Source organism: Gillisella taibaishanensis (assembly GCF_001938985.1).
Classification (GTDB): domain Bacteria; phylum Pseudomonadota; class Alphaproteobacteria; order Rhizobiales; family Rhizobiaceae; genus Allorhizobium; species Allorhizobium taibaishanense.
In genome coordinates this window covers 197,819-209,964 of the sequence record NZ_MKIN01000019.1, presented here as the reverse complement: position 1 = coordinate 209,964, position 12,146 = coordinate 197,819, and the positions used below count along the sequence as shown (strand labels likewise).

General features: G+C 57.9%; 10 protein-coding genes. 3 read left to right on the top strand and 7 right to left on the bottom strand.

Features of this window, described 5'->3' with window-relative positions; all coding sequences use genetic code 11:
• Positions 1-21 precede the first annotated feature (21 nt).
• The 5 genes from BJF91_RS04455 to BJF91_RS04435 all read right to left on the bottom strand — a co-directional run bounded on the left by BJF91_RS04455 (position 22) and on the right by BJF91_RS04435 (position 7,034).
• A complete protein-coding gene (locus tag BJF91_RS04455; RefSeq protein ID WP_075613272.1) occupies positions 22-1,068 on the bottom strand; it encodes an ABC transporter ATP-binding protein in 1,047 nt (348 codons plus the stop codon).
• Positions 1,065-2,651 (bottom strand): ABC transporter permease, encoded by a 1,587-nt coding sequence (locus BJF91_RS04450; RefSeq protein ID WP_083943133.1) that lies wholly within the window; start codon positions 2,649-2,651, stop codon positions 1,065-1,067. Before BJF91_RS04450 ends, BJF91_RS04455 begins: the two co-directional genes overlap by 4 nt.
• A gap of 144 nt (positions 2,652-2,795) precedes the next feature.
• A complete protein-coding gene (locus BJF91_RS04445) occupies positions 2,796-3,776 on the bottom strand; it encodes an iron ABC transporter substrate-binding protein (RefSeq protein WP_407639859.1) in 981 nt (326 codons plus the stop codon).
• A 285-nt stretch (positions 3,777-4,061) separates the two neighbouring features.
• Positions 4,062-6,374, bottom strand: coding sequence for a mechanosensitive ion channel family protein (locus BJF91_RS04440; RefSeq protein WP_075613270.1), 2,313 nt, complete (start codon positions 6,372-6,374; stop codon positions 4,062-4,064).
• 168 nt (positions 6,375-6,542) lie between these two features.
• On the bottom strand, positions 6,543-7,034 hold the full coding sequence (locus BJF91_RS04435) for a BA14K family protein (RefSeq protein WP_075613269.1): 492 nt from the start codon (positions 7,032-7,034) through the stop codon (positions 6,543-6,545).
• Positions 7,035-7,204: 170 nt separating this feature from the next.
• On the opposite strand from BJF91_RS04435, the gene BJF91_RS04430 reads away from it, so the two are divergent.
• The 3 genes from BJF91_RS04430 to BJF91_RS04425 all read left to right on the top strand — a co-directional run bounded on the left by BJF91_RS04430 (position 7,205) and on the right by BJF91_RS04425 (position 9,998).
• Complete coding sequence (locus BJF91_RS04430) at positions 7,205-7,567, top strand: hypothetical protein (RefSeq protein ID WP_075613268.1); 363 nt, start codon at positions 7,205-7,207, stop codon at positions 7,565-7,567.
• Between the two features lie 55 nt (positions 7,568-7,622).
• Entirely contained in the window at positions 7,623-7,784 is a 162-nt protein-coding gene (locus tag BJF91_RS24970) for a hypothetical protein (RefSeq protein WP_162843834.1), read from the top strand.
• A gap of 402 nt (positions 7,785-8,186) precedes the next feature.
• The gene (locus BJF91_RS04425; protein WP_075613267.1) at positions 8,187-9,998 is read left to right on the top strand and encodes an ABC transporter ATP-binding protein; all 1,812 of its coding nucleotides are present in this window, start codon (positions 8,187-8,189) and stop codon (positions 9,996-9,998) included.
• 44 nt (positions 9,999-10,042) lie between these two features.
• Here the strand turns inward: BJF91_RS04425 and BJF91_RS04420 are convergent, their stop codons facing one another.
• Together BJF91_RS04420 and BJF91_RS04415 are read right to left on the bottom strand one after the other, a co-directional pair.
• Entirely contained in the window at positions 10,043-11,350 is a 1,308-nt protein-coding gene (locus BJF91_RS04420) for a HAMP domain-containing sensor histidine kinase (protein ID WP_075613266.1), read from the bottom strand.
• Positions 11,350-12,039 carry a response regulator transcription factor gene (locus BJF91_RS04415; protein WP_075613265.1) on the bottom strand — a complete coding sequence of 230 codons (690 nt, stop codon included), beginning with the start codon at positions 12,037-12,039 and terminating at the stop codon, positions 11,350-11,352. The genes BJF91_RS04420 and BJF91_RS04415 overlap by 1 nt, the downstream gene beginning before the upstream one ends.
• Positions 12,040-12,146 lie beyond the last annotated feature (107 nt).

The following is a 12,146-nucleotide window of genomic DNA, read 5'->3' as shown; positions in this document are numbered from 1 at the left end:
TTTCTATTTTGATTTTGTCGCTTACGGCGTTGGAAGTCTGTGGACTTCGCCATTCACGCTGAGATAGACGACGTCGCCGGGAACAGGCAAATTAAGCCGTGACATTCGCACGGACAGGGGTGCGACAGTGCTGCTGGCTTGCGTCAGTTGCAGTGTCACCGTGCCACTCGCCCCGGAAAATTCCACGTCGAGAACGCGCGCGGCACAGCTTCCCTCCTGTGCCGAACTGACCACGGAGATCTGCTCTGGCCGCACCATAACATCGCCCAGACCAGTACCGGCTTCACAAATCGTGAGACTGCCCAAAGCGCATTGCACTTTATCATGTGAAAACTCGGCGGGCAGAATGATGGCCTCGCCCAGAAACAGCGCCGTTTGCCGGTCGATCGGGCGTTCGTAAAGGTCCTTTGGAGCGCCGGACTGGACCAGACGGCCATCGCGCAGCACGGCGAGTTGGTCGGCGAAAGACAGCGCTTCTGTCTGGTCGTGTGTCACCAGAATGGTCGTAATCCCAGCCGACGCGAGCAGCTTCGAAACAGCCTTGCGCATCGCTTCGCGCAAGCCCGTGTCCAGAGCGGAAAACGGCTCGTCGAGCAGCATCAGCCTTGGCTGGCGGCCGAGGGCACGAGCAAGCGCAACGCGCTGTTGCTGGCCGCCGGAGAGTTGATGCGGCCGGCGCGCCAGCATGACAGGATCAAGCTCGACCATTTCAGCCAGCGATTTTATGCGCTCGTCTCGGTCGTTTAGACCGCGCTCGAAGCCGAAGGCGATGTTGTCGGCAACGCTTAGATGAGGAAACAGCGCGCCATCCTGGGATACGATGCCGATGCCGCGCTTATGCGCTGGCAGCATGAAGCCGGGCTCCGCCTGCAGCGCACCGCCAAGGCTGACACGCCCCGCATCCGGCATCTCGAACCCGGCGATCAGCCGCAGCAGCGTCGTCTTTCCCGAACCCGACGGGCCGACAATCGCCGTTCGGCTCCCGGCTGGCACATTCAACGTGACATCATCAAGCGCTGCCACGGAGCCATAGTGCTTGGAGACAGATTGGATTTCCAGAAAACTCATTGGCCGGCCGTGCGTTTGGATTGCGACTGCAAGAGCAGGGTGAGTGGCAGCGATAGCACCACCATCAACAGCGCATAGGGCGCCGCTGCCACATAGTCGATTTCGCTGGTCAGAGACCAGAATTTGGTAGCGAGTGTGTCGACGCCGTTTGGCGCCAGCATCAATGTCGCAGTCAGTTCATTGGTGATGCCCATAGCCACCAGCGCGATACTGGCTGCCGCACCCGGAGCGGCAAGCCGCATCGTCGTCAACCAGACGGCACGTCCAGGGCTTTTGCCAAGGCTCATCGCCGCCCGTTCCAACTCTACCGGTGCCTGGGAAATGCTGGCGCGCAAGCCAACCATGGCGCGGGGCAGGAACAGCAGGATGTAAGCGGCGATCAGCGTCGCAAATGTCTGATAGAAGGGCAGAGCCACACGCACAGTAATCGTCACGAGCGCGAGAGCCACCACGACTCCTGGCAGCGAACCGACGTAGTAATGGCAGGCTTCGAGCAGTTTCTGCAATCGCCCCGGAGCGCGGACTGAAAGCCAGGCCATTGGCGCGGCGACAAGCATTGAGAGAATACCACCGGCAAGGGCAAGAACGATCGTTTCACCGAAAGCCGTACCGAGAATTTCGTTTTGCCAGACTTTGATGCCACCAATCATCAGCCAGCGTAGCAGCGTAAAGACCGGTACACCCAGCGCCAGCACGGTGACAACAAGCGGCAGCAGAAGGGCGGGTGCCATAAAGACCCCAAGCCGGTGACGCTGGACTGGCCGAATGGCGCCAGAGCCAACCCGCGCATAACGTTCCGAGCCGCGAAGCAGGCCATCGAGGCCGAGCAGCAAGATGCAACACAAGACCAGCACGCCGCTGAGCATATTCGATGCAGGGCTGTTATAAGATGACTGGAACTGATCGACGATCGCGGTGGCAAACGTATCGAAGCGGATCATCACGAATAGACCGTATTCCGACAGCAGGTGCAAAGCCACTAGCAATGCACCACCGAGGATCGCCGGGCGCAACTGCGGCAGCACAACGCGCCAGAACACACGCCATGGGTTGAGCCCCAGGGACGCTGCCGCGTCCTCTATGGCAGGATCGAGCCGGCGCAGCGTCGCGGCAATCGGCAGATAGATAAACGGGAAATAGGCGAGAACCGAGATAAAAACAGCGCTCCAGAGCCCGTGCATGTCGGGGGCAATGCCGATCCAGGCATAGCTGTGCACGAAGGCAGGAACGGCAAGCGGTGTTACCATCAGCCAGGACCAGACGCCGGCGGCCGGCAGGCGAGTCCGCTCGATCAGCCACGCGAGGGCAATGGAAAGGGCAGTGGTGATTGGAAGCGTCGCGGTTTCCAGAAGAACAGTATTGATCAGGAGGTCACCGACCCGGCCGCGAAACACCAGGGTCCGCACCGTATCCCAACCAACATCGACGGTTACCCAGGCGATAAAACCGAGCGGTACGAGGCTGAAGAGTGCAACGAGGCCGGCAATGACGATGAGACCCAAATGGCCGGCAGGTCGATGCGCACGGCCAATCCGCTTTACTGCCTGCGCCCGGGGCGCTGTTCGCCTGTTATCCTGCAGCAAGGGGTTCTGATCTTCTTGGTTGAAGCCGGTCGGGAAAGCCGGCCAAGCCCTTGAAACAAGGGCAACCGCCGTTCGGCGATTGCCCTAAGCCTTTCTTGAGCGAAAGACAATAGTTTGCGATGACGCAGTGTCTCAGCGGGATCCTTAAAGGATGCCAGCCGCAGTCATCATCTCGGTGACCTTCTTGCTGTTCAGCTTGGTAGGCTCGACTTTGGGAGCATCGAGTTCCTTGATCGGGACGAGCTTGGCGTTGGACTCGGCGCCGTTACCGACAGCATACTCATAAGACGTCCCGGCCTTCAGGATTTCTTGGCCGGCCTTGCTGGTGACGAATTTGAGGAACGCCTGGGCATCCTTCATATGCTGGCTGGACTTGACGATGCCGCCACCGGAAATGCTGAAGAACGCACCCGGATCCTGATGCTTGAAGTAATGCAGGGCAACATTGCTGCTGTTTTCACCGGTCCTCGCCTGATCGCCGAACCAGTAGTAATGGTAGATGATCGCGCCTTCGACTTCACCGGCATTGACGGCCTTCATGGCAACGCTGTTACCCTTGTAGAAAGTCGCATTTTCCTTCAACGCCTTGAGCCACTTGGCCGTGGCTTCTTCACCCTTCAGTTCAAGCAGAGCGGCAACGATGGCCTGGAAATCGGCTCCGGACGGCGAAGCTGCCCAGCGGCCCTTCCACGCGGCATCTGCAAGGTCGAGCATCGACTTCGGCAGCTTGTCTTCGGTGAGTTTTCTCTTGTCATAGGCAAAAACGGTCGAGCGGGCGGCAATGCCGATCCACTTGCCATTGGCCGGGCGGAATTCCGCCGGTACCTGTGCCAGGGTGTCAGCATCGACAGGGGCAAACAGGCCGGCCTGATCAACCAGCGTCATGGCCGGCGAATTTTCCGTGAGGAAGACGTCAGCCGGCGAAGCTTCGCCTTCCTGGAGCAGTTGATTGGCAAACTGCATGTCGCTGCCCTGGCGCATGGTCACCTTGATGCCGGTGGCCTTGGTAAAGGCGTCGACCCATTCCCGGCCGAGGCTTTCGTGTTGGGCGTTATAGACCACAATGCCGTCGCCATCGGCAGCAAGCACAGGCGCAACCGCAGTCGAGGTAAATAGCGCGGACAGAACAGCCACAACACTCAGGCCGGAAATACGAGCAGTTTTCAAGTCAGTCTCCTTGTCAAAGGCGGAAGGAAGGAAGGAAGGAAGAACGATGCCTTTGACTAGGTAAGGTGACAATTGAAGTCAAGTTACTATTGGTGGCAGCGCCGAGCGACTTTGAACGGCTGGCTTGCAGTTCAAGCTTTCATTCGTGCCGAAATGCAGTCCAACCTAGCCCGATGTGTCCGACTTCATCGTGCGGGACATCAGTTGCGACGCCATCACAATCAAGTGTAGATTTGAACGCGCTTATGGGGCGTTGGCCGCCATGGTCGGAACCGACGCGGACGCAGCGGCAGCTGCACCTGCGCCCATTGGAGACTGCTCGCTTGAGCGAACCACCACGGCATTGGACGCCAGATTGAGCCCCGCCGCCTTGAAGGCCGCCAACAACCGCTTAATTCCCTCACGTTTGATCAGGCTTGGATTGCCAGGCCGGCTGGTGAACTTGAAGCGGATGACCATGGAGTTTTCGTTGACTTCCTGAATGCCCTGCATCTTCAGAGGAATAAGGAAATCGCCCGCAAATTCCGGCTCTTCCAACAAGGCGAGGCCGACTTTCTTCGCCGTCTTGCGGATCAGTTCAAGATCGGCATCGCGGTCGAAGCGCAATTCGAATTTAATCGTGCCCCAGTCGCGGCTGTAATTGGTCACGGCGGCGATCTGGCCGAAAGGCACGGTATGCACTGGGCCGTTATGGTGGCGAAGCCGCACCGAGCGCAACGAAATCTGTTCGACCGTACCCTGCAGCTTGCCGGCATCGATATATTCGTCGATCCGGAACGCATCCTCCGCGAGGAAGAAGATACCGGAGACCACATCCTTGACCAGCGTCTGCGAGCCGAAGGAGACGGCAAGGCCGAGTACGCCGAAACCGGCCAGCAGTGGTGCAACGTCAACGCCGAGCGAAGACAAGATGACAAGCATCGCCACCGCCAGCACCGCGCCCATGACCAGATTGCGGATCACCGGCAGGACCGTTGACAAGCGGCTCGTGGTCTTGGGCAGCCCATCATCTTCATGGCCTGGCAGTTTAACAGCGTTGGTTGGCGCGACCGTATCAAAGAACTTCCAGAGAAGACTGCAGACGAAGCCGCTGCAAACCACGGTTATGCCAAACTGCTGTACATGGGTCAGCCAGTAGGAGGCATCGACGCCGGCGCCTGCCAGCAAGGGTTCCCAAAGAATGACAATGATATGCATACCTAGCAGCCAGATGGCTCCGGCAAAGGGAATGCGCAGCGCCCATAATAGAACCGATGGAAAGGCCGGTCCGAAAGCTACTTCGCGTCGGGCTGCCATCGTGCGGAAGAGACCTGAGACGCCACGGTGCAGGATCGGGATGAGAATCAACAAGATCTGGCTGATGCCGGACACTCTCAGCCAAAGCACGTTCTGTGCCGTACCCGCGACCATCAGGCCCAGCAGCCAGAGCAAGACGGCAGACACGATATAAAAATCAGCGATCAGGTTACCAGTAAACCGGCGCCAGCCGCGCCCGTGACCAGCATAGGAATCGACGATGTCCTTGCGTCCGAGCAGAAACCAGACGAGCAGGTAGGCGTTGACGACGCTGGAGCTCAAAAACAGCCAGCCGTCGGCTGCCATAGGGTCGAGGCCCTTTGCGTCCGCGAGCCTCAAACTTCCGTTGACGAGGCCAGACAATGTGCCAAAGCCGATCATCATTTTCAGATGCCACTGCGGATGGGCGATATCGAACAGTGGATCGGCGCCTTTGATCCTTGAAAACAACATTCGACCAAAGGCCGCGAAGAGGCCGGCAGTCATCACGGCCCTGATAATACCGTAGGTGACCTCCTTGCCGAATGAGCCGGAAACGTAGCCCATGTGGGTGCCGCTGCGCGCAAGACTGACGAAAATCGCAACCGCCAAGAGATCTCCCAGGAGCCGGATGCCCGCCGCAAATGCCTTGGTCAAAGGCCCGTTGTCGACCCTCGGGCTAGGTACGAATCTCTGGAATAGCAAAATAAACAGGACGGCTGAGGCGAGCCCTGCAAGGAGGGCACCAGTGGCCGTCAGGCTTAGCGCCTTCATCCCAGTCTGCTCCGCTTTCAGCGATTGCATGCTGTTGTCAAAACCCGTCGGCAGGCTTTCTATGCCGGCCAAGGCAACCGCTCCACCGCGTTTGAGCGCAGCGACGAACGTGCCATAGGCCGTTGTCATCATGTCTGCTTCCATCGATACCGCCGGAGACACGGCGCTTGGAGCGGAGGCTTTTGCAGCCGCAGTAGGCACGGCGGCAGACGCAGGTTTGGCAGGAGCCGTTTGGGCGGGGGCAGTGGGTGTCTGAGGCGCTGTTGAGGAGACGGTTAAAGGAGCGGACAGCTCGATAGTGATGTTCTTCACGCCTTGGCCAGCCGCCTGACTTGCGGCGCGCACCGCATTTTCCACGGCGCCCATGTCTTGGCCGGACGGTACCTTTATGGTGATCGAGCCATCGTCAGCGATTGCTGCGGTCGGGACTACTGCCGTTGCTCCTGCAAAAAATAGAAACAAGCCTGCGCAGCAATGTAAAAAGCGCCGTAGAATATTCTTTTCCATCTGCTCCCCTTCCGCGCGAGCCAGCAAGGCGCACAACGCATCGGAAAGAGAGTAGGCCGATTTTCTTGAAAAATCATCTAGGCCGTTAACATGACCCAAATTGGAAAAACAATGGCGCCAGTAAAAGCGCCATTGTCACTGAACTCTAATTTGAGTTTTCTAACCGCATTACGGGGAAACGCACTGGCGGCGAGGGCCGTAGTTGGGCTGATAGGTATTATCGGAAGCCCTGTAAGAGCGATAACGATTAGAGCACCACTGGCTGTGCGAATCGCCACGATGAGCGCCAGCGCTTAGTGCGCCACCAATAATTGCACCTGCCGCAAGACCGCCAATGATCGCACCGGCATTGTTATGGTGGTGACGACGATCGTAGCGCCCGTCATAACGGTCACGGTAATCGCTTCGGCGGTCGCGCCAACGCCGATCTTCCCAATGACGGTCGCGGTGCTGCATCATGTAGCGGCGCTGCCTGCGGTCGTCTGCCCAGCTGTTTTCAGCCACCTGGACCCCATCTACCGCAACCGAAGTTCCTTGCCGCTGCACAGGCTGAATTACAGAGTTGGCCATTGCGCTTGTTGCGGCAGAGGCGCTCACCGCCGGTGTCAGGCTGGTCACAAGTGTCGCAGCAGACAGAAAAATAGCAGCAAATGTCTTCATTTCCTCACCTCATACCTTTTTTATTCTCAGGCCCTTAAATGATTCAGTCCCGCATAAAGTTCCAATTCGCCGGGAAGGTAGAATAGTCGCGCTGTTCATAATTCATAAATAGGGAACAAAAACCGCGCTCCGTAGCTTTATTGCCGACTTCATCAACGAGAGCGTTTTCGATGAAATATGTTTTACCGATCCTGCTTGCCACCGCCATGCCGGCTATGGCGCAGTCGCCCGAGCTTGAACAAGCGTGCCGTAGCGTGTTGCAGAATTTCCTAATGAAACCCGATGTGAAGCTTGGCCAAGCCCAAAGCTTCCCGGAATTGCAGCCGCCCGGTGCCCGCATCAGCTTCTCCGAACGCGCCGACACCGACGCATCCAAAATGGACGACGTCATCGACTGCGAATTCCAAAATGCGAAGCCTCCGTATGGCCTGACCAAATTCTGCATCTCCAGCACATGTTATTCGGAGGGAGAGCGCGCAGACGATCGTCGGCGGCGCTTTGAAGAAATGCGGGCGCTGATGACCCGCAAATAACTCCTGCCGGTCAGTTGACCTGGCACTTTAAGCAAAACCACCACCTAGAGGTGACATGAAACATCACGCACAGAAGCCCAAGCGTCGCATGCAGATCTTTGTCGGCGCGCTTTTCATCATCGCATGCCTGATCGGCGCATTCTACGTTGTCGGTTATCATCCAGGCGCGACACAGCCAGAAAATCCGTTGGCAGCCGACGACAAGACCCACTCCTGAAAATAAATGCTTTTCATATAACAAAAACATGCGGCGAACTCGCATTCGCCGCATCTGGAACTCAAGGGAGCTGTGGCAGGATTACCGCATAGCTGATGTTTCGGCCAGAATCTGACATTTCAGTATTGGCATCGAAAACAAGTGCCGTTAAAAATCACACATCTTCAACACCAGTCAGGGAGGCATTATGGCATATTTTTCCACCTCCCCGGTGGCCAGCGCCGATCCACTATCGGCCAGCGCCCGACGCAGCTGATCTGCGTTTCAACGGTCTAGCCGTTGCACTGTGTTGAATCCGGCGCGTCCGGGTTTCTGATTTTCCACTCTAACGCCGCTTTATCGCGCCTCGCGCGGTTTTCGTTGTTTTCATAGTGTCGGAGCCGGTTTGCGCCGGGATTTCCTATGGCTTTGGGTTATAAATCACGCTCCAACGGAGCATTTCGCATTGTTTTTCGCTTCTGCGCAGTCCATTGGCGCCGCCAGCCGGTGCGCGCCGGCTTCATGCTCTGCGCCGTGCTTCTCTCAACACTGGCGGATGTGCTGACACCGCTCTTCTCCGGTCGACTGGTCGATGCGGTTGTCTCTGGTCGGGCCGATGATGCCGCAGCCTGGGGCAATGCCGTGGCTGCATTTATCTGGCTGATGGCACTGTCTGCAAGCGCAGTCGTTTTACGGCACGCGACGTTTACGGCCATCATCGGGTTCACGCTTCGGTCGATGTCCGACATTGCGGCGGACGCCTTCGCACGTATCCAGCGGTTTTCAAGCGACTGGCATGCCAACAGCTTTGCTGGCTCCACCGTCCGTAAAGTGACCCGTGGTATGTGGGCGCTTGATCTCTTGAACGACACGGTGTTCGTCGCGCTGTTCCCGTCGCTGGTCATGCTGATTGGCTCTACGGCGCTCATGGCGTGGCACTGGCCGATGATGGGCTTGCTGGTCGGAACCGGCTCGGTCTGCTTCGTCCTCTTCACTGCCACGATGGCGCTGCGCTACGTCGCGCCGCTGGCCAGCATGGCAAACGGCTGGGACACGAAACTCGGCGGCTCCTTGGCCGATGCCGTGACCTGCAACGCCGTGGTCAAGGCGTTTGGGGCGGAAAGCCGTGAAGAACACCGGCTGAGCTGGGTTCTTCGCCGCTGGCAGGATCGCACCCGGCGGACTTGGACGCGCGGTACGTTGAACGGCAGCTTGCAAGCATTGTTGCTGATGGTGCTGCGCGGCGGTGTGCTCGGCCTTGCACTCTGGCTGTGGAGTACGGGCAAGGCCAGCCCTGGTGACATCACCTTCGTGCTGACTGCTTTCTTCATTCTCCAAGGCTATCTGCGGGAAATTGGGATGCATATCCGCAACCTGCAGCGCTCTGTGAATGACATGGAAGAGCTCGTCGTTCTCCAGCAGCAGCCGTTAGGGGTTGAAGACATACCGGGTGCTAAGCCAATCCAGATCGACCGCGGCAGGATCGAGTTCGACCGGGTGAGTTTCCATTACGGCAGCCATTTTGCGCCGCTGTATAAGGACTTCTCCGTGGTGATCCAGCCCGGCGAGCGCGTCGGTCTGGTCGGTCATTCCGGCTCCGGAAAGACGACGTTCATCAAGCTGATCCAGCGGCTGCACGACGTAAATGGCGGGGCGATCCGCATCGACGGCCAAGACATTGCTCATGTCGCGCAGACGTCACTGCGCCGGCAGATCGCGATTGTCCAACAGGAGCCAATCCTGTTTCACCGGTCGCTGGCGGAAAACATCGCCTATGCTCGGCCTTCCGCGAGTCAGGAAGAAGTCGAGACGGCAGCGAAGCTTGCCAGCGCTCACGGCTTCATCCAGGCTCTGCCCAAGGGCTACGGAACGCTTGTCGGCGAACGCGGCATCAAACTGTCCGGTGGTGAACGCCAGCGCATCGCCATCGCCCGCGCCTTCCTGGCGGATGCGCCGATCCTGATCCTCGACGAGGCCACATCCAGCCTCGACTCGGAATCGGAAATGCTGATTCAGCATGCCATGGAACGGTTGATGCAGGGCAGGACGACACTTGTCGTGGCGCATCGACTGTCCACGGTCAGGGCACTCGACCGGCTGCTGGTATTCGATCACGGTAAGATTGCGGAGGAGGGCACTCATGAAAGCCTGATCCGGATGAAGGCCGGGATCTATCGCGGCCTGTTCGAACGCCAGGCGCTGGAACTGACGAAAGGCCTCGTAATCGGCGAATAACCGCCATGCCGGTCACACAGCCTCTGCGAGAAAAACACCCTGCGTCATCCCTGGCGCAGGGTGTTGTAGTTCTCGGGCCTGCTATTCTGATCGGCGGGGAACATCATCGTGACCTTTAGTCCATGCGGGACGATGTTGACCGCAAAGACCCGGCCGCCATGCCGCTCCACCGCCGTCTTGGCAATGGCGAGACCTAGACCGTAGCCTGACGTGCTACTGCTGCTGCCCGTGCTACCGGAACTCATGAAGGGCCGAAAAATGCTTTCTAGATCCTCTTCCCTTACGCCGGGCCCTTCGTCCGCAATGCATAGTGTCAGGCCATCGAGCCCGACCTTGGTCTTGATGCGGACCGTAGTGCCTGCACCGGTATATTTTATTGCATTGCGCAGCACATTTTCGATTGCGCGGTAAACCAGTTCGCCGTTTACGGCGGCGACAAAGGTGCCGCTGCGGGAGAACTCGATCGTCACCGCCTTTTCCTGCGCCTCGAAGGTGGCATCCTGAACGATGTCATCTAGAATATCGAGAAGGTCGATGATCTGAAGCGGCGTCTCCTCGTCCGTCTTCGACGAAAGCCTTGCCAGTGCCAGGATCTCGCCAACTAGCCGGTCCAGTCGTTCGATTTCATGATCCATGCGGTCCAGCAGATCAGGCAATCGACCTGGGTTCTTACGCAGGATTCCCGTGACGGCCTGGAGACGGGACAGGGGAGAGCGAAGCTCATGAGAGACATCATGAAACAGCCGCTCCCTGCCTTCATGCAGTTCCTGCAGGCGAAGGGCACTGATATCGAAATGCTGGGTAAGCACCCCGATTTCGTCCTTACGGTTCTTCAATTGATCGTGGATGCGGACACTAAAATGGCCCTCGGCCAGAGCCTTCAACCCGTGACGCAAGCGTTCCATCGGCGTCAGCAGATACTTCGTCAACAGATAAGCCGAAAACAGGCTAGCTACGAAGCCCGTGAGCCACGGTAGGAGAAAGGGCCAATTATCCCGGAGTTTTCGCTCGCCGATACCCAAGGTATAACATTTGCCATCCACGGACATTACAATCCGTCCCGGGTACGATGCTTCAGTGCAGGGCAGCTGTTGGTCAGTAGCAAGGACGAGCCGGGGTGGAAGTGCATCGCTGTCGCGTGGCAGGTGATCGATGAAGGCTTGCGTCTGGACAAGGCCCTGCCTTTGTAGCATGTCGGCCATTTGCGCGGCTATCAGCCGGTTTTGAATATTGGCCATGCGGATATGGGGTGGGAGTTGGCCACCGAGCATAGGCAGAGATATGCCCATCATGGTCGTGAGCGTAATCGTCAGCCAGACAATGAAGAAAAAACGCCAAAATAAACGGGGCATCAGGCATCCCGCAACAGAATGTAACCCTGGCCACGCACCGACTGAATCCAGCTCTGCCCGTCAGCGCGGAGCCCAAGTTTCTGGCGGACACTGCTCAGGTGCACGTCGATCCGCCGATCGAACGGCGTCAAAGGTCGGCCAAACACACTCTGCGAGATGTCTTGCTTGGAAACCACCCGGCCGCCATTGCGCACCAAAAGCTCCAGCAAATTGTACTCCGTGCCTGTCAATGTCAGCGCTACGCCCTCAAACTGGGCCTGCCTACTGGTAGGATTAAGGACGAGGTTACCGCTCTTCAATGGTAGCAGGGATTGATCCTGAGCAGGCCTGCCGGTGCGGCGCAAAATGGCACGCAATCGGGCGACAAGTTCGCCTGGAGAGCAAGGCTTTGAGACATAATCGTCAGCGCCGAGGTCCAACCCGGTGATGCGGTCCTTGTCGTCGCCCCGCGCAGTCAGCATCATGATCGGGATTTCGCTTGATTTTCTGATTTTCTGCAACAGGTCAACGCCGTTCATGATCGGCATCATGACATCGAGCACGATAATATCCGTCAGGCCTGCCTCAACCATGGCAATGCCTTTCTTGCCATCATCCGTGGCATCAGCCTGAAAGCCTTCTTCCGTCAGGTATTCGCAGAGTAAACCCGTAAATTCCAGGTCGTCGTCAATCAGGAGAACGCGCGTCATTGTCCTATTCTTTCCAATCGCGCTCGGTTATAGGGCCAAACGGACAAGGCTGCCGAGATTTTACATAAATTTACGTTTGCACGATATGAAAAATCCGCGAGATAGCC